Source organism: Mycobacteroides sp. PCS013, from assembly GCF_049532645.1.
Lineage (GTDB): Bacteria > Actinomycetota > Actinomycetes > Mycobacteriales > Mycobacteriaceae > Mycobacterium > Mycobacterium gwanakae.
Window position 1 is genome coordinate 2,472,072 of the sequence record NZ_CP150131.1, and the last position, 22,349, is coordinate 2,494,420.

Annotated in this window: 20 protein-coding genes; 6 read left to right on the forward strand and 14 right to left on the reverse strand. The window is 65.3% G+C overall.

The genetic code is table 11. The features are described 5' to 3' along the window. The first annotated feature begins 113 nt into the window (after positions 1 to 113). Positions 114 to 503 carry a PH domain-containing protein gene (locus RHO23_RS12155; protein ID WP_030094120.1) on the forward strand — a complete coding sequence of 130 codons (390 nt, stop codon included), beginning with the start codon at positions 114 to 116 and terminating at the stop codon, positions 501 to 503. On the opposite strand, the gene RHO23_RS12160 is transcribed toward RHO23_RS12155, so the two are convergent. The 3 genes from RHO23_RS12160 to RHO23_RS12170 are packed head-to-tail and all read right to left on the reverse strand — an operon-like array spanning position 500 to position 3,617. Further along, positions 500 to 1,726, reverse strand: coding sequence for a saccharopine dehydrogenase family protein (locus RHO23_RS12160; RefSeq protein ID WP_423489130.1), 1,227 nt, complete (start codon positions 1,724 to 1,726; stop codon positions 500 to 502). The two genes, RHO23_RS12155 and RHO23_RS12160, sit on opposite strands and share 4 nt — an antisense overlap. Before the next feature lie 2 nt (positions 1,727 to 1,728). After that, positions 1,729 to 3,114 carry an aspartate aminotransferase family protein gene (locus tag RHO23_RS12165; protein ID WP_030094122.1) on the reverse strand — a complete coding sequence of 462 codons (1,386 nt, stop codon included), beginning with the start codon at positions 3,112 to 3,114 and terminating at the stop codon, positions 1,729 to 1,731. Further along, on the reverse strand, positions 3,111 to 3,617 hold the full coding sequence (locus RHO23_RS12170) for an Lrp/AsnC family transcriptional regulator (protein ID WP_030094123.1): 507 nt from the start codon (positions 3,615 to 3,617) through the stop codon (positions 3,111 to 3,113). Before RHO23_RS12170 ends, RHO23_RS12165 begins: the two co-directional genes overlap by 4 nt. 122 nt (positions 3,618 to 3,739) lie before the next feature. Here RHO23_RS12170 and RHO23_RS12175 point away from each other — a divergent pair, with 122 nt between their 5' ends. Beyond that, positions 3,740 to 5,215, forward strand: coding sequence for a gamma-aminobutyraldehyde dehydrogenase (locus RHO23_RS12175; protein WP_423489131.1), 1,476 nt, complete (start codon positions 3,740 to 3,742; stop codon positions 5,213 to 5,215). Here RHO23_RS12175 and RHO23_RS12180 read toward each other — a convergent pair. Then, the gene (locus tag RHO23_RS12180) at positions 5,212 to 5,682 is read right to left on the reverse strand and encodes a MarR family winged helix-turn-helix transcriptional regulator (protein ID WP_064393521.1); all 471 of its coding nucleotides are present in this window, start codon (positions 5,680 to 5,682) and stop codon (positions 5,212 to 5,214) included. The two genes, RHO23_RS12175 and RHO23_RS12180, sit on opposite strands and share 4 nt — an antisense overlap. A 76-nt stretch (positions 5,683 to 5,758) precedes the next feature. Here RHO23_RS12180 and RHO23_RS12185 point away from each other — a divergent pair, with 76 nt between their 5' ends. Further along, positions 5,759 to 6,931, forward strand: a complete 1,173-nt coding sequence (locus RHO23_RS12185) for an FAD-dependent monooxygenase (protein ID WP_423489132.1) — start codon at positions 5,759 to 5,761, stop codon at positions 6,929 to 6,931. Here RHO23_RS12185 and RHO23_RS12190 read toward each other — a convergent pair. Next, positions 6,928 to 8,622 (reverse strand): APC family permease, encoded by a 1,695-nt coding sequence (locus RHO23_RS12190; RefSeq protein ID WP_070920205.1) that lies wholly within the window; start codon positions 8,620 to 8,622, stop codon positions 6,928 to 6,930. The genes RHO23_RS12185 and RHO23_RS12190 overlap by 4 nt on opposite strands. A gap of 215 nt (positions 8,623 to 8,837) precedes the next feature. Beyond that, positions 8,838 to 9,644, reverse strand: a complete 807-nt coding sequence (locus RHO23_RS12195) for a DoxX family protein (protein ID WP_030094128.1) — start codon at positions 9,642 to 9,644, stop codon at positions 8,838 to 8,840. A 70-nt stretch (positions 9,645 to 9,714) separates the two neighbouring features. Here RHO23_RS12195 and RHO23_RS12200 point away from each other — a divergent pair, with 70 nt between their 5' ends. Further along, positions 9,715 to 10,908 (forward strand): PQQ-dependent sugar dehydrogenase, encoded by a 1,194-nt coding sequence (locus tag RHO23_RS12200; RefSeq protein WP_075908782.1) that lies wholly within the window; start codon positions 9,715 to 9,717, stop codon positions 10,906 to 10,908. A 73-nt stretch (positions 10,909 to 10,981) separates the two neighbouring features. Here the strand turns inward: RHO23_RS12200 and gatB are convergent, their stop codons facing one another. The 7 genes from gatB to gatC all read right to left on the reverse strand — a co-directional run bounded on the left by gatB (position 10,982) and on the right by gatC (position 17,599). Then, entirely contained in the window at positions 10,982 to 12,481 is a 1,500-nt protein-coding gene (gatB, locus tag RHO23_RS12205) for an Asp-tRNA(Asn)/Glu-tRNA(Gln) amidotransferase subunit GatB (protein WP_423489133.1), read from the reverse strand. A 141-nt stretch (positions 12,482 to 12,622) separates the two neighbouring features. Then, positions 12,623 to 13,654 (reverse strand): ATP-dependent 6-phosphofructokinase, encoded by a 1,032-nt coding sequence (locus tag RHO23_RS12210; RefSeq protein WP_030094131.1) that lies wholly within the window; start codon positions 13,652 to 13,654, stop codon positions 12,623 to 12,625. A gap of 38 nt (positions 13,655 to 13,692) precedes the next feature. Next, positions 13,693 to 15,189, reverse strand: coding sequence for a carboxylesterase/lipase family protein (locus RHO23_RS12215; protein WP_423489134.1), 1,497 nt, complete (start codon positions 15,187 to 15,189; stop codon positions 13,693 to 13,695). A gap of 30 nt (positions 15,190 to 15,219) precedes the next feature. Continuing rightward, positions 15,220 to 15,483 (reverse strand): hypothetical protein, encoded by a 264-nt coding sequence (locus RHO23_RS12220; RefSeq protein ID WP_131822829.1) that lies wholly within the window; start codon positions 15,481 to 15,483, stop codon positions 15,220 to 15,222. Positions 15,484 to 15,488: 5 nt separating this feature from the next. Continuing rightward, positions 15,489 to 15,716, reverse strand: a complete 228-nt coding sequence (locus RHO23_RS12225; RefSeq protein ID WP_225421945.1) for a hypothetical protein — start codon at positions 15,714 to 15,716, stop codon at positions 15,489 to 15,491. Positions 15,717 to 15,812: 96 nt separating this feature from the next. Next, positions 15,813 to 17,294: an Asp-tRNA(Asn)/Glu-tRNA(Gln) amidotransferase subunit GatA gene (gene gatA / locus RHO23_RS12230; protein ID WP_057966959.1), complete on the reverse strand. Its 1,482-nt coding sequence runs from the start codon at positions 17,292 to 17,294 to the stop codon at positions 15,813 to 15,815. Then, the gene (gene gatC / locus RHO23_RS12235) at positions 17,291 to 17,599 is read right to left on the reverse strand and encodes an Asp-tRNA(Asn)/Glu-tRNA(Gln) amidotransferase subunit GatC (protein WP_030094135.1); all 309 of its coding nucleotides are present in this window, start codon (positions 17,597 to 17,599) and stop codon (positions 17,291 to 17,293) included. The genes gatA and gatC overlap by 4 nt, the downstream gene beginning before the upstream one ends. Positions 17,600 to 17,642: 43 nt before the next feature. Between gatC and RHO23_RS12240 the strand changes: the two genes are divergently transcribed. Together RHO23_RS12240 and RHO23_RS12245 are read left to right on the forward strand one after the other, a co-directional pair. Continuing rightward, positions 17,643 to 18,308 (forward strand): amino acid-binding protein, encoded by a 666-nt coding sequence (locus RHO23_RS12240; protein ID WP_030094136.1) that lies wholly within the window; start codon positions 17,643 to 17,645, stop codon positions 18,306 to 18,308. An 80-nt stretch (positions 18,309 to 18,388) separates the two neighbouring features. After that, a complete protein-coding gene (locus RHO23_RS12245; protein WP_423489223.1) occupies positions 18,389 to 20,266 on the forward strand; it encodes an ArnT family glycosyltransferase in 1,878 nt (625 codons plus the stop codon). A gap of 8 nt (positions 20,267 to 20,274) precedes the next feature. Here RHO23_RS12245 and ligA read toward each other — a convergent pair whose 3' ends face one another. Then, positions 20,275 to 22,329, reverse strand: a complete 2,055-nt coding sequence (gene ligA / locus RHO23_RS12250; RefSeq protein WP_046254273.1) for an NAD-dependent DNA ligase LigA — start codon at positions 22,327 to 22,329, stop codon at positions 20,275 to 20,277. Between the last annotated feature and the right edge of the window lie 20 nt (positions 22,330 to 22,349).

Sequence of the window (22,349 nt, forward strand, 5' to 3'; positions counted from 1 at the left end):
CGTTTCTGGAGGTCCGAGTCAAATCCCTGCTAGGGGCGGCTTCGCCGAGCGTGAAGCCACTGAGTTCCGGGCCGAATTCTCGCCCTCGCCTCACCGTCGGGGACAATGGATGGATGACCGAGGAGAAGCGCACAGTCATCAGGACGTCGCCGATGGCGCATTTCATGTCCGGGTTCCTGGCGCTCGGCATCCTGACGTTCGTCCTGTACCTCCCGGTCCTCGCGCCGCTGCTGCTGATCCCCGCCGCCATGTCCTATGCCATCTTCCGGTATCGGACCGCAGTCGACACCGAATCAGTGCAGGTACGAACGCTGGCAAGCACCCGGACGCTGCCGTGGACAGAGGTCAAGGGCCTCGGATTCGACAGGCACGCCTGGGCACGCGCCGAACTCGTCGACGGCACCTCGCTGCGTCTCCCGGCAGTCACCTTCTCGACGCTGCCGATCCTGTCGGCGGCCAGCAATGGCCGGGTGCCGAATCCGTACCAAGGGGTTCAGCGCTAGGCGGCCAAACGGTCCTGCATGCCCCACGGTGCACCAAAGGTATTGAGCCGGTCCAGGAACGGGAGGCTGTCGAAGGCCTCCGGCCCCAGCACACCAGTGCCGCTCCACGCACCCTCGGCGAGCAGTTCCAGGGCCACCACCGGGTTCACGGCGGTCTGCCACACGACACATTGCGCACCGTCGCGTGCCATCGTCCACTCGTTGTCGACGACGTGATGCAGGTAGACCTCGCGGGGCTTGCCGTCCTTACCGGTCCCAGTCACCCACAGACCCGCACAGGTGGCCCCGCGCATCAGATGCCCCAGCCCGGCCGGGTCCGGTAGGCACGCCGCCACCACATCACGAGGACTGACCGCGGCGGCGCGGCCGTCGGCGTGCACGCTGACCGGGTCGGTGCTGTCCAGCCCGACCAGACGCAGGGTGCGCAGCACGTTGATGAATTCGGCGCCGAGGCCGTATTTGAATGTCACCCGCCGGGCGTTCACCCAGCGCGGCATGAGCACCACTTCCTCGTGCTCGACGTTGACGCATTCGACGGGGCCGATGCCTCCGGGGAAGTCGAAAACCTCCGGTTCGCTGAACGGTTCGGTGGTGAAGAACCCCTTGTTACGTTCCCAGATCAGGGGCGGATTCAGGCATTCCTCGATGGTCGTCCAGATCGAGAAGGACGGCGCGAATCGGTATCCCTGCACTTCGAGATTGGATCCGTCGCGAGTGCCCAGCTCATCGATCTCGGAGAACAGATGGTCGGCGGCGTACCGCGCGAACACGTCGCTCAGGCCCGGCTCGACCCCGATACCTACCAGGGCCAACAGCCCTGCGGCTTCCCATTTTTCGGCCGCGGCGAACTGCTCATCGCCCAGCATCACCCCGGGCAGTTCGTACGGTCTTTCCGGATGGCGATGCGACAAACTCATCGCCATGTCGAGGTAGGTCACGCCCGTTGCGAAGCACCCGTCGAACACACTCATCACGAATCGAGGGTCGACCGCGTTGAGCGCGTGGGTGATTCGATGCTCCCGGCACAGCGCCGCGACATCGTCAGCCGAGGAGGCGTCGATGCGGGCCGCCGTGAACCGGGGATCACCGAGCCGATCCACCACCGCCTGCGCCCGGGCCATGTCATAGTCCGCGATCACCAGCGCCTCGAAGAACTCGCGACGGGCCGCGATGAACGCGGCCGCGCTGCCCACTCCCCCGGCACCCACGATGAGAATTCGCATGTCTATAACCGCGCCCACGCCTCGGTGAGCACCCCGCGCAGGATCTGCTCGATCGCATCGAACTCCTGCTTCCCCGAAATCAGCGGCGGTGCAAGCTGAATCACCGGGTCGCCGCGGTCGTCGGCGCGACAGTACAGACCCGCATCCCAGAGCGCAGCAGACAGGAAGCCGCGCAGCAGCCGCTCGCTCTCCTCGCCGCTGAACGTCTCCTTGGTCGTCTTGTCCTTGACCAATTCGATTCCGTAGAAGTACCCCTCACCGCGCACGTCACCGACGATCGGCAGGTCGTGGAGTTTCTCCAGGGTGGCCCGGAACACCGGGGCGTTCTCATGCACCCGATCGTTGAGGCCCTCCCGTTCGAAGATATCGAGGTTGGCAAGAGCCACCGCCGCCGAAACAGGATGTCCGCCAAAGGTATATCCGTGCGGGAAAGTGGTTTTACCGTCGTTGAACGGCTCGAACAGACGGTCCGTGGCGATCATCGCCCCGATCGGCGAGTAGCCAGAGGTCATGCCCTTGGCGCAGGTGATGATGTCCGGCTGGTACCCGAAATCCTCGCAGGCGAACATCGATCCGATACGGCCGAAGGCACAGATCACCTCGTCGGACACCAGCAGCACGTCGTACTCGTCGCAGATTTCCCGTACCCGCTCGAAGTAGCCCGGCGGGGGCGGGAAGCAACCGCCCGCGTTCTGCACAGGTTCGAGGAAGACCGCCGCGACCGTGTCGGGTCCCTCGAATTCGATCGCCTCGGCGATCCGGTCGGCACAGTAACGCCCGAACGCCTTGGGATCGTGGGCGTATGCCTCCGGGGCCCGATAGAAGTTGGTGTTCGGTGCGCGGAACCCGCCCGGGGTCAGCGGTTCGAAGGGTGCCTTGAACGCCGGCAGACCGGTGATGGCCAGAGCGCCCTGCGGGGTTCCGTGATACGCGATGGCGCGCGAAATCACCTTGTGCTTACCAGGTTTACCGGTCAGCTTGAAGAACTGTTTGGCCAGCTTCCACGCGCTTTCCACCGCTTCTCCCCCGCCCGTGGTGAAGAAGACGCGGTTCAGGTCGCCCGGGGCGTACCCGGCGATGCGATCGGCCAGCTCGATCGCGGTCGGGGTGGCGTAGGACCACAGCGGGAAGAACGCGAGCTTCTCGGCTTGCCGGGCGGCGGCCTCCGCCAGTTCGGTGCGGCCGTGCCCGGCCTGCACGACGAACAATCCCGAAAGACCGTCGAGATAACTCTTACCGCGGTCATCCCAGATCCGCACGCCCTCACCGCGCGTGATGATGGGCGGCGATATGCCCTCACCGTGGCGGGCGAAGTGGCCCCACAGATGGCGGGACGCCTTTTCCTGCAGGTCGCCGGAGATCTCGTGTGCTACATCGACGGTTGTCACCGTGTACCCCAATTGTATTGTTGTTTCACTAGTTTCAGATAAACCAGGGTTTCCGTGGAGGTCACCCCGGGCACGGCACGAATCTGCTTGTTCAGCAGAACCAACAGGTCGTCGTCGTCCTCGCAGACCACCTCGACGATCGCGTCGAAGGTTCCGGCAGTGAGCACCACGTAGTCGACCGCCTCCAGCTCCGCGAGCCGGTCGGCCACCTCGGTGGTGTCACCGGAGCATTTGATGCCGATCATGGCCTGGCGCGCGAACCCCAGCTGCATGGGATCGGTGACCGCCACGATCTGCATGACGCCGGCGTCGATCATGCGTTGGACCCGTTGACGCACCGCCGCCTCCGAGAGGCCCACCGACTTACCGATGGTCGCGTATGGGCGCCGCCCATCCTGCTGAAGCTCCTCGACAATCGCTTTGGAAGCCTCATCGAGCTGGAATGCTGCCGAGCCGTTACCCGGATCGGCGACCCGCAACAGACGTCGTTTCGTGTTGGTCACGAGCTCGATTGTGCACGGATTCCGTCATCTATTGCAACGTTTTACGACGAATTACCGTTAAGAGCGGACTATTGACGATGGAATCCGTGGCTTAAAGCACCGATCTTCGATACCGTGGCCAGGTGAGCGCACCAAGCAGCTGGATCAATGGCCGCCTCGTCACAACCCGCGGCGATACGCATCGCGTGATCAACCCCGCGACCGGGACAACCGTCGCCGAACTAAGCCTGGCGACCCCCGACGACGCCGATGCGGCAGTGGCGGCAGCCAGGGCCGCGGGGCCCGGCTGGGCCTGCTCAACCCCCGCCGACCGTGCCGCTGTCCTGGCCAAACTGGCCGCCGCCATGGCGGCCAACGCCGACACGCTGGTGTCCGAGGAGGTCTCCCAGACGGGTAAACCGGTGCGCCTGGCATCGGAGTTCGATGTGCCCGGCAGCATCGACAATGTCGAGTTTTTCGCGGGTGCCGCAAGACATCTGGACGGTAAGGCCACGGCCGAATACTCCCCCGACCACACCTCCAGCATCCGGCGCGAGGCCGCCGGGGTGGTCGCCACCATCACCCCGTGGAACTACCCGCTGCAGATGGCGGTGTGGAAGGTGCTGCCCGCACTGGCGGCAGGGTGCACGGTGGTGATCAAGCCCAGCGAGCTGACACCGCTGACCACACTCACGCTGGCACGCCTGGCCACCGAGGCCGGGCTGCCCGATGGCGTGCTCAACGTCGTCACCGGACGCGGCGATGACGTGGGCAGCACCCTCGCGGGCCACCCCGATGTGGATTTGGTGACCTTCACCGGATCCACCACTGTGGGCCGGAAGGTAATGGCCGCGGCCGCCGTTCATGGGCATCGAACACAGCTGGAGCTCGGCGGTAAGGCACCCTTCGTGGTGTTCGACGACGCCGACCTGGACGCCGCCATTCAGGGCGCGGTCGCCGGCGCGATCATCAACTCCGGCCAGGACTGCACGGCCGCGACCCGGGCGATCGTCGCCCGCGATCTGTACGACGACTTCGTCGCCGGAGTCGGCGAGGTGATGAACAAGATCGTCGTCGGCGATCCCTTGGATCCGAACACCGATATCGGACCGCTGATTTCGGCCCCCCATCGCGCCAGGGTGGCGAGCATCGTGGACCGCGCCCCTGCCCAGGGCGGCCGAATCGTCAGCGGTGCAAGCTCACCCGATCTGCCGGGATTCTTCTACCGGCCCACCCTGATCGCCGACGTCGCGGAGACATCCGAGGCCTACCGCGACGAGATCTTCGGTCCGGTACTCACCGTGCGCGCGTTCTCCGATGACGACGACGCACTGCGGCAGGCGAACGACACCGCCTATGGCCTTGCCGCCTCGGCGTGGACGCGCGATGTCTACCGCGCGCAGCGGGCCTCGCGGCAGATCAAGGCGGGTTGCGTATGGATCAACGACCACATCCCCATCGTCAGCGAGATGCCGCACGGCGGATTCGGCGCGTCCGGCTTCGGCAAGGACATGTCCGACTACTCCCTTGAGGAGTATCTGACCATCAAGCATGTGATGAGCGATATCACCGGTACCGCCGAAAAGGACTGGCACCGAACTATTTTCGCGAAACGTTAGGGCCGCGCGTCCAAGTTGTCGTTGATGAGCGCCGCGAGCCGGGTAAGGCTCGTGGTCATCGCACGGCGGTCGGCACCCGCCAATTCGGCGAAGACCGCGTGCTGCCGTGCCCGAAAGGCCACCTGCGCGTTGACCACCCTCGTACGCCCGGCGGTGGTCAAGCCCACCAGGACCAACCGGTCATCCGATGCCGAGCGGGTGCGTTCGACCACACCCCGTTCTTCTAACTGCTTGAGCGCGCGCGTGGCCGTCGGCACCGCCACTCCCGCCGTCCCGGCCAGCTGACTCACCGACATCGATTCCCGGTCCAGCAGCGGTGCCAGCAGCTCGAGCTGCGAGCGACTCATACCCGCCTGCGTCCCCGCGGGCGACGTTCGCCCCCGGCGCATCGCGAAGTACAGCGCGTCCGTGGCCGCCACCAGCTCTTCGATCTCACGGGCACTGTTTCCGCTCGGTTGTCCTGGCACCCCGACAGTCTAAGGGTTAGCATAACAATAGTTAGCATGCTAACGTTATTGTCGAAGCCAACGAAAGGACACGAACATGCGTGTAGCGATCATCGGCGCCGGAATCGGTGGGCTCACCGCAGCAGCGGCATTGCGCGCCAACGGTATCGACGTCATCGTCTACGAGAAGGCGCACGAACTGCGCGAGGTGGGCGCGGGCGTCGTCGTCGCGAACAACGGCCAGCACGCACTCGATGCCGTGGGCCTTGGCGATCGGGTACGGGAGGTCGGCACCCATATCGAACGCACCGTGTGGAGCACCTGGCACGGAGAAGATGTCCCGGTGCCGCCTGCGTGGCCGTCGGTCACCCCGGGACGCCCGGTGACCTCCCTGCCCGTACACCGCGGCGAACTACAGCAGGCGCTGCTGGGCGCACTACCCGCCGGGACCGTCCACCTCGGGCGCCCCTGCCAGGACGTGATCGAAACCGCCGACGGGGCCCGCATCGTCTTCGCCGACGGCTCCGAGGAGCACGCCGACATCGTCGTCGGTGCCGATGGCATCCACTCGGCGGTGCAGCAGGTGGTCGCAGGCCCCGTTGAGCTGTCCAGCGAGGGCATCATGGCCTACCGCGGTTTGATTCCCGTCGAACGCCTCGACGACTCCGTCGACCTCCAGCGGATGCAGATGTGGCTCGGCCCTGGACGCAGTTTCCTCATCTATCCGGTCTCCCGAGGACGGTTGCTGAACATCGTGGCCTTCACGGCCACCGATCTCGATGCCGAGGAATCGTGGACGGCACCGGGTGATGTGCGGGCCCTCGCGGCGGAATTCGCGGATTGGGCACACCCCGTTCCGGCCATTATCGACGCACTTCCAGAAACCTTCCGGTGGGGACTTTACGATCGAAAGTCGTTGGGCCGATGGTCAACTGACCGCATCACCCTTCTCGGCGACGCCGCGCACCCGGTGACCCCGCATCTGGGCCAGGGTGCGAACATGGCGATCGAGGACGCGGTCGTACTCGCCACCGTTCTCGCGGGCGCTTCGGTAGCCGATGTCCCCCAGCGGCTGGCCTTGTACGAGTCCCTGCGGCGCGACCGCACAAGCCGTATTCAGCAGAACGCACGCCAAGCGGGCGCGATCTACCGCGCCACCGATCTCAGCGCCCAGGAGCAAGCCGCCGGACTCACCGCGATCCTGGCCGGTGATTGGATACCCGACTACGACGCCGCCGCGGCAGCCGAGGCGGCATTGGCCTCGCTCTAATCCTTGGTGAACTCCTCACCCGTCTGCGGATTCACCGCGACCTCACCCTCGGGGAGGTTGGACAGATCGCCGGCGATGACGGTCTGTTGCGCCTCGACCGCATCGGGCACTCCGAAGTGGGCGGTGGCCCCGGCCGGAGCCAGCACCAGATCGGCGCTGCGCCGCGGCAACGTCTCCCCCAGGAAGAACGGCGGCGCGGCCACCCGCCACAGCAGCATCACAACAACGCCGAGCACCAGCGCGCCGATACCGACCACCGCCACAGCTCCGTATCCGAAGACGGTGACGTTGTTACCGGCGTCATCGATGAGCCAGTCGGGCTTGGCGTACTGAATCAGTCCGTAAGCGAAGATGACCGTCAGCGCGATTCCACCGAGCAACGGGATCGCACCTCGCATCATGAAATTGCGAGCACTCTGTGTGAGTGTCCGACGGTAAAACCACACACACGCGAAGCCGGTGAGCCCGTAGTAGAAAGCAATCATCAGGCCGACCGATCCGATCAGCGCGGTCAGCAGGTTGGTGCTGATGATCGTAAAGAGCACGTAGCACGCGATCGAGACCGCACCCATCGCCACGGTGGAGGTGGTCGGCGTCAGGTACGTGCGGTGGATCGAGGCGAACGATTCCGGTAGGGCCTTGTAGACACCCATCGACAGGGTCGTGCGGGCCGTCGGCAGGATCGTGGTCTGGGTGCAGGCCGAGGCCGACGTCAGGATGGAGGCGGAGAGCAAGAGCATCCCCACATGTCCAAGGAAGCTGTCACCGAACAGTTCGGGACCGATAGCCGCGAACACATCCGCCGCATTCTCCTGATTACCCAGGCCTATCCCCTCCGTGCCGACTCCCGCGAAGGCCACCGCGGCCACACTGACCAGCGCGTAGGTGGCCAGCAACAGGAAGGTGGACAGCACCGCGGCGCGCCCGGGCGTACGTCCGGGGTCATCGGACTCCTCATTGCAGGCCACCGCGGTATCCCAGCCCCAGTAGATGAAGATCGTCGTCAGTACTGCCGGTGCGATCACGGTGCCGAAGTCCAAGCCCCCGGGCCAGAACCAGGACAAGGACGGCAGCAGCGAGTAGGCCTCGGCGTTATGGGTGTAGACCTTGATCAACGCGATGATCGAGACGACGACCAGAACAACCATCTCGACCAGCAAGAGTCCGTACTGCAAGCGCACCGAGACTTCGATACCGCGGTAGCAGATATATGTCATGATCACGATCCACAGAACGCCCGCCACTGTGGACCACAGGGTGCTGTCAGCCAGACTGGCTGCCGCCGACCAGCCCAGGTCGCCGACGAAGGTGAACGAATAGGCGCCCGCGATCTGGGCCAGGTTGGCCATCACGATGACGTCCGCGGCGATGATCCCCCAGCCACCCAGCCATCCGACGATCGGCCCGAAGGTGCGCGACGCCCAGGTGAACGTGGTCCCGCAGTCCGGTTCGGCCTTGTTCAGTTCCTGATAGGCCACCGCGATCAGATAAATCGGGATGAACGAGATCAGCACAATGGCGGGCGCCTTGACTCCGGCGAGCAGGGCGCCGCCGCTGGCGACGATCAGCCCCAGGGTGGCGGCCAGGCTGTAGGCCGGTGCCGTGGACGCCAGCCCGACGACAACGCTGGACAGCAGCCCCATCGCGCCGCCCTTGAGCCCCTTGCTCTCGACGGGGTTATCTGAGCTCATACGCGTCTCCTCGCTTGGCGGACTGCGAGCAGAATACGTTTTCCGTTGACATTTCGCCCATCAAGAGCGGAATTCGTCATGAAATATCGGTTTTGCACCGGATTCGGCAACAATGCCGTCGCCGCATCGGCGCACCAAACCGCCGCCGAAACCAGGGTTTACGCCGCACTTCTGTCGCCGACACCAAATATCACGTGTCGGCGAGAGTGGGTGATCTAAGCGAGCGGGTTCGTTCCGTTGAGGAACACCCAGATGGCAGCCGCGGCACCCAGGCCCAGCAGCAGCGCGGCGAAGGAGCCCACAAACGGCCTGCGGGCCCAGCCCCTTCCGGCGTCAAACCCGTACCGACCAGGGCCTACGAGGATGACCGCGATGAGCGCGACGATCATCAACAGCTCGAACTCGTGCCCGTCGGGCCAAAAGATCGCGTACCGGTTCGCCTTGTCGGACACCATGTCGGACAGCAGCACATTGACCATGAAGGCCAGCCCGGCCGCCCCCGCCAGCGGCGTCAGCAGACCGAGAATCAGCAGTACCCCGGCGCCGAGCTCTGCGGTGACACCGACATAAGTAAGGATGTCGGCGTACTTGAAGCCGCGATCAGTCAGCGTCGATTCGAAACCATTGAGGCCGGTGCCGCCCCACCAGCCGAAAACCTTGCGCAATCCGTGCGCGATGAGCACCGCGCCCACGCCGACACGCAGCAACAACAGTCCAAGATCTTGGGTGCCGCGACGGTCGCCCGTCGGGTCTTGGGTGCCCCACGGCGCGGCATGTCGCGCCTGCACCGCCTCGGAAGATATCTGGGTGGTGGCAGGTTCGGCATAGGGCAGCGGCGCTGGATCGTACAACGGTCCAACCTCTTTCACGTCGTGGGAGCTCGTCAGCTTTTCCCCCTGGTAATGCGGGATTGCCGTGGTCTCGAAATCGCCGCCATAGGTGGCCGACGGCACATCGTCTTCAGGGTCGACCAGTTCGGGCGGCTTACGCCACACCTGCGGATCGTCCGAATGACCGGTCACGGCCCAAGAGTAAGTCCATTGGAGGCCTGAATGTGGCGAGCAACGCCGTAAGGTCCGTAATCTTGCGGGCATGCTCATTCGCTGCCGGAGCCGCAGGGCCGGCGACATCCGGCCAAATCCCACGACGGGACCGACCAATGAGCCATCGGGGAGAAGACTGTTTGTCGGTTCGGTGGCGGCGTTGGCCGGGACGGTGACCCTGCTCTCGGGTTGCGTGCGGTTCGATCCCACCCAGGATCAGCCGTTCACCGAGGTCCCCAGCCGCGGGATTGCCCAGACCACGACCACCCCGCCGCCACCGTTGCCGGGTAAACCGTTTCCCAAGCAGTGCGCCGCCGACGGCGTGATGCAGGGATGCCTGGAAGCCACCAGCGGCCTCATCATGGGCAGCGATGGCAAGACCGCTTTGGTCGCCGAGCGGGCGACGGGTGCCGTCAAAGAGATCGCGACGAGCGCCGAGCCGAAGGTGAAGACAACCATCCCCGTCGACCCCTCCGGGGACGGTGGACTGTCCGATATCGTGCTCTCGCCCTCATACCAGCAGGACCGGCTGATGTACGCCTACATCAGTACCCCCACCGACAACCGGGTGATCCGCATCGCCGACGGCGATGTGCCCAAGGACATTCTCACTGGAATTCCGAAGGGCCCCAACGGTAATGCCGGATCGCTGGCGTTCATCAGCCCCACCACGCTGGTGGTCCAGACCGGCACCGGCGGTAATCCGGCCGCAGCCAATGATCCGAACTCGCTGGCCGGCAAGGTGATCCGCATCGAACAGCCGACCACCATCGACCAGGCCGCACCGACCACCGCCATCAGCGGCCTCGGCGACGGCGGAGCGATGTGCGTGGACGCCGCCAACGGCGCGCTGTACGTCACCGACCGCTCCCCCGTCGGCGACCGGCTACAAAAGCTGACCAAGGACGGCAAGATCACGACAGTCTGGACCTGGCCCGACAAACCCGGGGTCGCAGGATGCGCCGCGTTGGACAGCTCGGTGATGGTCAACCTGGTCTTCAACCAGACCACCGTCGTAGTGCGCCAGAACCCGGAGACCGGCGCGGTCACCGGCGATCCCGAAGTGCTCCGCCAGAAAGAGCAGCACGGTCACGTGCGCGCGCTCAAGCTCTCGGCCGACGGGAACGTCTGGGGCGGTTCCATCAACAAGGACTTCGGTACCGCCACCCCCACCGAGGACGTGGTGTTCCCACTGTTCCCGAAGGGCGGCGGATTCCCCCGCGCCAACGACGACCTGGACTAATTCCTCGCCGACTGTCGACTTTTCGCAGTGCTCACTCGCACTTTGTCGCGAGAAGTCGACAGTCAGCGTGTGATTACGCCTGGCCGCAGGCCTTCAGCACCAGATCCTTGACCAGCGCGGCATCCGCTTGTCCCCGGGTGGCCTTCATCACCGCGCCGACGATGGCGCCCGCGGCTGCCACCTTGCCGTCGCGGATCTTCTGCGCGACATCGGGGTTGGCCGCCAGTGCCTCATCGACGGCGGCCTGGATCACCGAATCGTCGCGCACCACGGTCAACCCGCGGGCGGTCATCACCTGCTCGGGCTCGCCCTCTCCGGCCAGCACACCGTCGACCACCTGGCGCGCCAACTTGTTGGACAGCTTGCCGTCGTTGATCAACGCGGCCACAGCGGCCACCTGCTTTGGCGTGATGGGAAGCTCAGCCAGCTCGACCTCGCGCGAATTGGCTTGCTGCACGAGGTAGTTGCCCCACCACGAACGCGCCTCCTCGCTGCTGGCCCCCTCGACGACGGTGGCCTGTACGAGTTCGACGGCGCCGTTGTTCACCAGGTCGCGCATCACCTCATCGGAGACGCCCCATTCCTGCTGGATGCGCCCCAACCGCAGCCAGGGCAGCTCCGGCAGGGTGCCGCGTAGCCGCTCGATCAGCTCACTGCTGGGCGCGACGGGTTCCAGATCGGGCTCCGGGAAGTAGCGGTAGTCCTCGGCCGTCTCCTTGCGGCGCCCCGCACTGGTCGAGCCGTCCTGCTCCAGGAAGTGCCGGGTTTCCTGAATGACGTCCTCACCCGCATCCAGAACAGCTGCCTGACGGCGCATCTCGTAGCGCACCGCTACTTCGACGCTCTTGAGTGAGTTGACGTTCTTGGTCTCGGTGCGGGTGCCGAACTCGTCGGCGCCGGTGGGCATCAGCGACACATTCGCATCGCAGCGCATGGACCCGTGATCCATGCGCACATCGGAAACGTCCAACGCGCGCAACAGGTCCCGCAGCGCCGTGACGTAGGCGCGGGCGATCTCCGGAGCACGTTCCCCGGTGCCCTCGATGGGCTTGGTGACGATCTCGACAAGCGGCACGCCCGCCCGGTTGTAGTCGAGCAGGGATTCGGTGGCCCCGGAGATGCGGCCGGTCTCGCTGCCGATATGCGTCAGCTTGCCGGTGTCTTCCTCCATGTGGGCGCGCTCGATCTGCACCCGCCAGGTGGTCCCGTCTTCGAGCGGGACGTCCAGGTACCCGTTGAACGCGATCGGCTCGTCGTACTGAGAGATCTGGTAGTTCTTCGGCTGGTCCGGGTAGAAGTAGTTCTTGCGGGCGAACCGGCCCCACGGGGCGATCTCACAATTCAGCGCCAGCCCGATACGGATGGCCGATTCGACGGCCTTCTCGTTGACCACCGGCAACGAGCCCGGCAGCCCCAGACAGACGGGGCAGATCTGGGTGTTCGGCTCCGCGCCGAATGTGGTGGGGCAGCCGCAGAACATCTTGGTGGCCGTGGACAGTTCGACGTGGACCTCCATGCCGAGCACCGGCTCGTATCGGGTCAGCACATCGTCGTAGTCCAGCAGTTCTGTCATGCTGCGATCCTAATAGGTCGGCTTTGCCGCCCGAGGGCTGAGCTGGCCCTACCCAACAGGCCCCTCCGTCGAGCGCATACCGCACGGAGGTGAATCGCGTGAATCATCCACACCAGGTATGCGCTCGGCGAACCTGCCCGATCAGCCGAAGAAAGCCGCAGCGTCCTCGTAGCGGTTTTTGGGGACCAGCTTGAGATGACGGGTGGCCTCGGACAGGGGCACCCGTCCGATGTCCTGGCCCCGCAACGACACCATCACCCCGTACTCACCGGCATGGGCGGCATCCGCGGCGTTCACTCCGAATCGGGTGGCGAGCACCCTGTCGAACGGTGTCGGGGTGCCGCCGCGCTGCACATGGCCCAGCACGGTGGTGCGCACCTCCTTGTTGATGCGCTTCTCGATTTCCACACCCAGCTGCTGCGCCACTCCGGTAAACCGCTGATGCCCGAACTCGTCAATTCCGCCGTCGCGTAACTCCATTGAGCCCTCGGCCGGCTTGGCGCCCTCTGCCACCACACAGATGAAATGCGAATCCCCACGCTGGAAGCGGCCTTTGATGAGTCGACACACCTCTTCCACGTCGTACGGCACTTCGGGAATCAATGTCATGTGCGCGCCGGAAGCCAGTCCGGAGTGCAGGGCGATCCAGCCCGCGTGCCTGCCCATCACTTCCACCAGCATGACGCGCTGATGCGATTCGGCCGTGCTGTGCAACCGATCGATGGCGTCGGTGGCGATGGTCAGCGCGGTATCGAACCCGAAAGTGACATCGGTGCAATCGATGTCGTTATCGATCGTCTTGGGCACCCCGACCACGGGGACATTCTCGTCGGCGAGCCAGCTCGCGGCGGTGAGCGTGCCCTCCCCACCGATCGGGATCAGCACATCGATCCCGTTGTCGTCGAGGGTCTGCTTGATCTGGTCCAGCCCGGCACGCAGCTTGTCAGGATTGGTGCGGGCGGTGCCCAGCACCGTGCCGCCCTTGGTCAGCAGCCGGTCGTTGCGGTCGTCGTTGGCCAGCTGGATGCGCCTGTTCTCCAACAGACCCCGCCAGCCGTCCTGAAATCCCACGACCTGCGAGTCGTAGCGGTTGGCACAGGTCCGTACGACCGCCCTGATGACGGCGTTCAGCCCGGGACAGTCGCCGCCACCGGTAAGCACTCCGATACGCATAGGCCCCATCATGCCCGTGACATGGCCGGGCGGCAGCGCTACGACGCCTTCGGTGGACGCTGCGGGGCGCTCAGCGTGAACCCCGCCCACACATCACGGCGATCGACGCCGAGGTTCTTCTCGACGCATGTCACACGGTCGAAGACCATCACCGGCCAGTCCGGTCCTCGGTATGTCGGCCAGTCCTCGCTCGGAACACCGTTGCGCGCGAACGCCACCCAGCGCTCTTGCACATCGTCGACCACCCGCGAGGCATCACGATGAGTAAAGCTCCCCGCCAAGAGCGGTCCGGCCGGACCACGGTAATTGCCGAAGACCGCGAGCAGCTCGGTGGCATGCGAGCCGTTCAGGCCGGCGGCCCGCACGGGCCAGGGCGCGTAGTCGAACTGGTACACGTAAACCGGTGCGAATTGCTGATGCGCCCGGGCGATCCGCCACACCGAAGAGGTAAAGAACATGTCTCCAGCCAGCCGCAACCGGGCTTCCTTCGATGGATATCCCGGGTAGGCGTCAACAATCCGCTCGAGATACCCAGGGCCTCCGCGCGCAAGAATCTCCAGCTGTTCGGCTTCGGATAACGGCATCACCTTGATGGCCTTGGTGAAAAGCCTGGCTTCATCGGCGTTACTTCCGATGATCAGCGGAACTCGTTGCGCATCACCGCGTTCGACGGCATCGACGGGAGCGCTCGGCAAGTAGTCGCCATCGACCGAAGGCCCGAAGGGAAATCCACCCTCGGCGATCAACTTGCGCTGTGCACGCAGGAGCTGCCGGGGCGAGGCGTTCATGACCGTCTCGGCAGCGTTATCAGGGCCAGCCCCAAGCAGTTCGGCGAATCGCCGGGCCTCATGCGCGATCGTATCGGCGCCGGCGGCCAGGCCACTGGCGGTGCTTTGGATGATCGCGCGGTGGAACAACCCCGCAGCGGCGGGGGTGGCCATCAGCGTCTCGACGGCGCTGGCGCCGGCACTCTCGCCGAAGATGGTCACATTGTCCGGATCTCCGCCGAAGGCCCGGACATTGTCGCGAACCCACCGCAGGGCCAGCACGAGATCACGCAGGTACACGTTGCTTTCGATGACGTGCTCGGCGTCGGACAGCGAGGACAGGTCGAAGGCGCCCAGCGCCCCCACGCGATAGTTGGCCGATACATAGACGCATCCGCGACGCGCCAGTATCGATCCCTCGTAGGGAGGCGAGGCACTGGCACCGAGGAAATACCCACCGCCGTAGATGTAGAACATCACCGGTAACGGACCGTCGGGTAGTTCCTCCGGCGTCACCACGTTGAGTGTCAGACAGTTCTCGCTGCGACGTTTCTGCGGGGTGAACACCTTGGGCTGGTAGGGCACCGCACCGAATCTCGTGCAGCGCCGGACGCCCTCCCAGGGCTGCACGGGACGCGGCGCCTTAAGCCGCAGCGGCCCTACCGGCGGCTCGGCATAGGGGATTCCCCGGAAACGGCGCATTCCACGCCGCACAAAGCCTTCAACAATGCCGCTGTTGACTTGCACTCGCTTCGGCGCCGCTGCCACGGATGCCAACCTAGCTCCCGCCGCGGGTGGTCACCGCCCCGGGCGCACTGCCGTGGGGCCTGGCCTGGTTGTCACGATGGTGGCCTGCGGTGGCGCGTTCCCCGGATCAGGCGCCGATGACAAGTGATTGTCGCCGGGAGCGAGACAGTCGGGCTCCGTCGATCCGCTGCACGCGGCCGGTTTCACCTGCACTACCGCCTGCGGGGCCTCGATGCGGCTCGTCACCACCACTCCAGCCAGAACGGCCGCGCATGCACCGGCCGCGGCCATCCGACGTATCGACATCCTCGTCATGCCGGTCACGCTCGCGGCAAGACTGTGCTGGGGCGTGTCTTTGTCTGCGGGATGGTCGCCCGCGGCACCATGTTGCCGGGGTTCGGTCGCGCCGTCAGATGAGGATCGCCGGAGTGATCGCAGGTGGTATCGGTCTGCACTGAGCACTGGATCTTCGTCTGCGGCGTCGCGGGAACAGATTGCGAAATCACCAACGCCGCCGGCACCGCTGCCACCACGCTGACGGCGATCACTGCACCACTGCACCAGGCCATCATATGCATATATGCAAATATGACAGCTCTTGCTGCCCCGGAAGGGCCGGATCCCTACTAATTGCCTGTGAATCTCTACAGTGCGGACGGCAGCGGCCCCCGCGCCGTCTCATACGCCGCCCCGACCCGATACAGCCGGTCGTCGGCGAGGGCGGGCGCCATGATCTGCAGACCCACCGGCAGCCCGTCGTCGGCCGATAGTCCCGAGGGCACCGACATTCCGCAATGCCCGGCCAGATTCAGCGGCAGCGTGCACAGGTCGAACTGGTACATGGCCAGCGGGTCGTCGACCTTCTCCCCCAACCGGAACGCGGTCGTGGGCGTCGCCGGGGTGACCAGCACATCAACCTGTTCGTAGGCCTGCTCCAGGTCGCGTTTGATCAGGGTGCGCACCTTCTGTGCCCGGCCGTAATAGGCGTCGTAGTACCCAGCCGATAGCGCATAGGTGCCGATCATGATGCGCCGCTTGACCTCTGGGCCAAAGCCCGCGGCCCGGGTGAGCGCCATGACTTCCTCGGCGCTGTGCGTTCCGTCGTCGCCGACGCGCATCCCGTACCGCATGGCATCGAACCGAGCCAGGTTGGAGGACACCTCCGACGGCAGGATCAGGTAGTACGCCGGAAGTGCGTATTCGAAGTGCGGACAGGACACCTCCACCACGTCGGCACCCAACGCGGTGAGCTGCTCGACGGCCGCATCGAAAGACGCCATCACACCCGGCTGGTACCCGTCACCACGCAACTGTGAGACCACACCGACGCGTACGCCCTTGAGGTCGCCGGCAGCCCCGGCACGAGCAGCGGCCACCACATCGGGGACCGGTTCGTCGACCGAGGTGGAGTCGCGCGGGTCATGTCCGGCGATTACCTGGTGCAGCAGTGCGGTATCCAAAACCGTACGTGCACAAGGTCCACCCTGATCCAGCGATGACGCGCAGGCGACCAGGCCGTACCGCGACACGGTGCCATAGGTGGGCTTGACCCCGACGGTGGCGGTGAGAGCCGCGGGCTGACGGATGGAGCCGCCGGTGTCGGTACCGATGGCCAGCGGTGCCTGGAAGGCGGCCAGCGCGGCCGCGCTACCGCCGCCCGAGCCACCCGGCACGCGCTCGGTGTCCCACGGATTGCGGGTGGGGCCGTACGCGGAGTTCTCCGTGGAGGAGCCCATCGCGAACTCGTCCATGTTCGTCTTGCCCAGGATCGGGATCCCGGCCTCACGCAGCCGAGCGGTCACCGTCGCGTCGTAGGGCGGAACCCAGTTCTCCAGAATCTTCGACCCACACGTGGTCGGCATGTCCCGGGTGGTGAAGACGTCCTTGAGCGCCAGGGGAACACCGGCCAGGGCCGATGCGGGCTGATCGCCACGTGCGATGGCGTCGTCGGCATCCTTGGCGGCGGCAAGGGCCTGCTCCCCCGCCACGTGCAGGAATGCGCGGTAGGTCTCGTCGGTACTGGCGATCTGATCCAGATGCGCACGCGTCACCTCAACGGATGACACTTCGCCGGAATGAATCAGCGTCGCCAGCGATGCAGCATCCTGCCTGATCAGGTCGGTCACTCTTCTTCTCCCAGGATCTGCGGAACCGCGAAACGCCCCTCGGCCACCCGAGGAGCCTGCGCCAGCGCCTCATCAGGGGTCAGGCAGTCGGCGATCACATCCGGGCGTGTGACATTTACCGCATCAAGCGGAGAACTCGTCGCATCGACCTCGTCGAGCTCATCGGTGGACACGGCACTGATCTGGCTGACGTGGCCGAGGATCGCGTCGAGTTGCCCCGCGTATCCATCCAGCTCAGCGTCGGTCAGCGCAAGCCGGGCCAATCTGGCCAGGTGCGCGACCTCGTCACGGGATATGGCGCTCACGGCTAGATAGCCTAGAGGGCGGCCGTACCTGACCTGTGCCACAGTGTTGGACGTGCCGTCCTATCTGCTGCGCTTACAACTTGCCGACCGACCCGGAAGTCTGGGATCGGTCGCCGTCGCGCTCGGCACGGTAGGTGCGGACATCCTGTCCCTCGACGTCGTCGAGCGCGGTCCCGGGTATGCCATCGATGACCTGGTCATCGACCTGCCACCCGGTTCCATGCCCGACTCGTTGATCACCGCCGCCGAGGCCTTGAACGGGGTGCATGTGCATTCCATCCGCCCGCACACCGGGCTGCTGGAGGCACACCGCGAGCTGGAACTGATCGACAGAGTGGCCGCCGCCGCGTCATCCGCCCGCCTGGAAGTGCTCGCCCAGGAGGCCCCACACGTGCTGCGCGCGAACTGGTGCACGGTGGTGCGGCAGGAAGGCAGTGGCTTCATTCGGGTGGCGGGCAGCGCCGGTGCCCCGGAAACCCAGGCCACCGCCGCCCCGTGGCTACCGCTGAGCCGGGCCCAAGTCCTGGAAACCGCTGCCGAATGGGTGCCGCAGCTGTGGAAGGACATGGACACCACGCTTGCCGCCGCGCCACTGGGGTCCAGCGACACCGCCGTGGTCCTCGGCCGTCCCGGCGGCCCGGAGTTTCGGCCCTCGGAGGTGGCCCGCCTCGGCTATCTGGCGGGGATCGTCGCCACCTTGGTGCGATAGCGGCCCGTTCACAGGAACGGCACAGCCAATTCCCTGAGTCGCCCTGCACACTCACTGGCGTGACTGACATCGACGCGTCCATGAGCCAGACTCGTGAACGGCTCATCTTCGCTGCCATTCTGTTGACGATCACCGTGGTGTACCTCTGGGACATCAGCCACAACGGGTGGTCCAACACCTTCTATGCGGCGGCCGTGCAATCAGGCAGTGAAAGCTGGAAGGCTTGGTTCTTCGGGAGCTTCGATCCGCAGAACTACGTGACGGTCGACAAGCCCGCCGGTGGTTTGTGGTTGATGGGATTGTCCGCCAGGATCTTTGGTTTTTCCAGCGCCAGCATGCTGATCCCGCAGGCCATCCTCGCGATCGTCAGCGCCGCACTGATTCGCGCAACGGTACGGCGGCAGGCCGGACCGAGTGCCGGCCTGCTCGCGGCGGCCCTGTTCGCTCTCATCCCGGTGGTCTCGGTGATGTTCCGGCATTCCAATCCCGACGCGCCCATGGTGTTTGGCATGGTGGTGGCCGCATACTTCACCACGCGTGCAATCGATTCCGAGCGCTCACGCAGTGCTGCCGGCTGGCTGGCGCTCGCCGGAGTCGGTATCGGGTTCGCGTTCCTGTGCAAGACACTCGAAGGTCTACTCGTGGCTCCGGCCCTGCTCCTGGCCTATCTGGTGTCCGCGAAATGGCCTTGGAAGACAACGCTTATGCATCTTCTGGGTGCGGCCGGCGCCCTCTTGGCCGCATCGGGTTGGTGGATGGCCGCCGTCGCGCTGACCCCGGCAGCCAGTCGCCCCTACGTCGACAACTCCACCGACAACAGTGAATGGACGCTGGCGGTTGGTTACAACGGCCTGGACCGCCTGCTCGGTGACAACTCGAACGGGATGGGCGGCGGCCGGGGAAGTGGTCCTTCGTTCTCGGGCACCCCGGGCATCTTCCGACTGTTCCAGGACACCCAGGCCGATCACATCGCATGGCTGCTTCCCACTGCGTTCACCGCGCTGATCCTCGGACTTGTCATCGTCAGCAGGACGCCGCAGACCGCGGGCTGGTTGGGCCGCCTGCGCACCATCACCACCCATCCCGCGGGAGCAGGCCTGGTTTTGTGGGGCACCTGGATGGTGTCCAACTACGTGATCCTCAGTTACATGGCCAAACAATTCCACCCCTACTACACCTCGGCCATGGCCCCTGCCATCGCCGGTTCGCTGGCCATCGGCACGGTGCTGTTGTGGCGGCATCGGTCCGAGCGCATCGGCAAGTTCGGGCTGAGCGCGCTCACGCTCAGTGCCACCGTCATGGCCTTCGTACTACTGCGGCGCATACCGACCTGGCTGCCCTGGCTGCGCTGGCTTCTGCTGATCGGCGGGATCGTCGCGGCCGTTGCCCTCGCCCTGGGCGCACTCGAACGTAACGCGCGCCTGCGCTATGCCATTGCCGCACTGGCCCTTGCAGTTTCATTGGGAGGCTCGCTCGCGTTCACCATCGCCAATGTGACCACCCCGAAGGTCGGGGGGCTCTCGACGTCCGGCCCGGCGATCGCCAACGAGGAGAAGTTCGGCGGCCAGGCACCCACGCCGCTGGATCCGGCTCTGGCCGCGTTGATCAAGGATTCGGGCGCCAGATGGCCGGTGGCGACGACCAACACCCGCACCGCCGCTCCGATTCAGTTGGAGACCAACGCACCCGTGATGGCGATCGGCGGATTCTCCGGCCGCGACAACCCCATCACGCTGCAGCAGTTCATCGATTACACGCAGGATGGCACCGTCCAGTTCTATGCCGAATCCGTCAAGGATAAGGACAAAGACAAGGAGCAGGACAAACCGCAACCACAGAAGGACGGCGACACCAAGCGGGTGGCCGATGATGTCCAGAAGTGGGTCGAAACCCACTTCTCCTCAAAGGATTACGGCGACCTACGAGTATTCGATCTGTCGGTTCCGCCGAAACCCTAGGGGCAGTTTCACGCCGAGTCGGCGGGAGGCCCGTCGGCCAGCAATGCCCGGAAGCCGTCCTCGTCGAGGATGGTCACGCCCAGCTCAACGGCCTTGTCGTACTTGGATCCCGGCGCATCACCGACGACGACGAACGCCGTCTTCTTGGACACCGAACTCGCGGACTTGCCGCCCCGGGCGATGATGGCCTCCTTCGCCTCATCACGCGAAAACCCTGGGAGTGAACCGGTTACGACGATCGACAAGCCTTCGAGATTGCGCGGTATCGACTCATCACGTTCATCGGCCATCCGAACACCCGCGGCGCGCCACTTGTCGACGATGGCGCGATGCCAGTCGACGGTGAACCAATCCACCACCGCCGCGGCGATCGTGGCACCCACACCCTCGACGGCGGCCAGCTGTTCGACAGAGGCTCCCTCGATGGCTTCCAATTCGCCGAACTCGGTGGCCAGCGCGCGCGCCGCCGTCGGACCGACGTGGCGGATCGACAGCGCCACCAACACACGCCACAGCTGTTGCTGTTTCGCCTTGTCCAGGTTCTCCAGCAGCCGACTTCCGTTGGCGGACAATGACCCATTCTTGGTCTTGAACAGGTCGGTGCGCAGCAGGTCCTCGGCGGTGAGGCTGAACAGATCTCCCTCATCCTCGATGACCCCTGCCGAAAGCAGGGCAATCGCCGCCTCATAACCGAGTGCCTCGATATCGAAGGCACCACGCCCCGCCACGTGGAATACCCGCTCACGCAGCTGGGCCGGGCAGCTTCGCGAATTCGGGCAACGAATATCGGCGTCACCCTCCTTCTCATGAGCCAGTACGGTGCCGCATTCGGGACAGGTTGTGGGCATGACGAATTCACGTTCGGACCCGTTCCGCAGATCGGCGACCGGACCCAGAACTTCCGGGATGACGTCCCCGGCCTTACGGATCACCACCGTGTCGCCGATCAACACGCCCTTGCGTTTGACCTCGGATGCGTTGTGCAGGGTCGCCAACGACACCGTGGATCCGGCCACCTTGACGGGGGTCATGTACGCGAAGGGGGTAACCCGTCCGGTCCGGCCCACGCTCACCCGGATGTCGAGCAGTTCGGTGGTCGCCTCCTCGGGCGGGTACTTGTAGGCGATGGCCCAGCGCGGTGCGCGCGAGGTGCTGCCCAGGCGGCGTTGCAGCGCCACCGTGTCGACCTTCACGACGAGTCCGTCGATCTCGTGTTCCACATCATGGCGATGCTCGGCCCAATAGTTGACGCGTTCCTGAACCTGCGCAATGCCCCGCACCTTGGTGGTGTGGGTAGAGACAGGTAATCCCCACTGCCCCAACGCCAAATAAGCCTCATGCAGGCTCTCCGGAGCGAACCCCTCGGCGCGGCCAAGCCCATGGCAGATCATCCGCAGCCGCCGCCTGGCCGTGATGGCCGGGTTCTTCTGGCGCAGGCTGCCCGCGGCGCTGTTGCGCGGATTGGCGAACGGCGGCTTGCTCTCCTCCACCAGCGAGGCATTCAACGCCTCGAAATCCTCCAGCCGGAAGAAAACCTCACCACGCACCTCCAGGAGTGCGGGTATCGGGTATTCCTTTGAGGCCGTGAGCCTTTCCGGTACATCCTCGATGGTCCTGGCGTTCAGGGTGACATCCTCGCCGCTGCGGCCATCGCCGCGCGTCGCGCCGCGCACCAGCACGCCGTTCTCATACACCAACGAAAGTGCGACCCCGTCGATCTTCAGCTCGCACAGGTATTCCGGTTCTTCCCCGATATCGCCGCGCACGCGGGCATCCCAGGCCGTCAACTCCTCTGAACTGAATGCGTTGTCCAGACTGAGCATTCGCTCCAGGTGGTCAGCCGATCCGAATTCGGTGACAAACCCTGCTCCACCCACCAGCTGCGTGGGTGAGTCCGGGGTCTGCAACTCGGGATACTGCGCTTCCAGCGCCTCAAGCTCCTTCAAGAGGCGATCGAACTCGCCGTCGGAGACGACCGGGGCGTCCTTGACGTAGTAGCGGAACTGGTGCCCACGCACCTCGTCGGCAAGCTCACGCCACTGGCGCTGCACGTCAGGATCCACATCGGCAGGCTAACCCACCC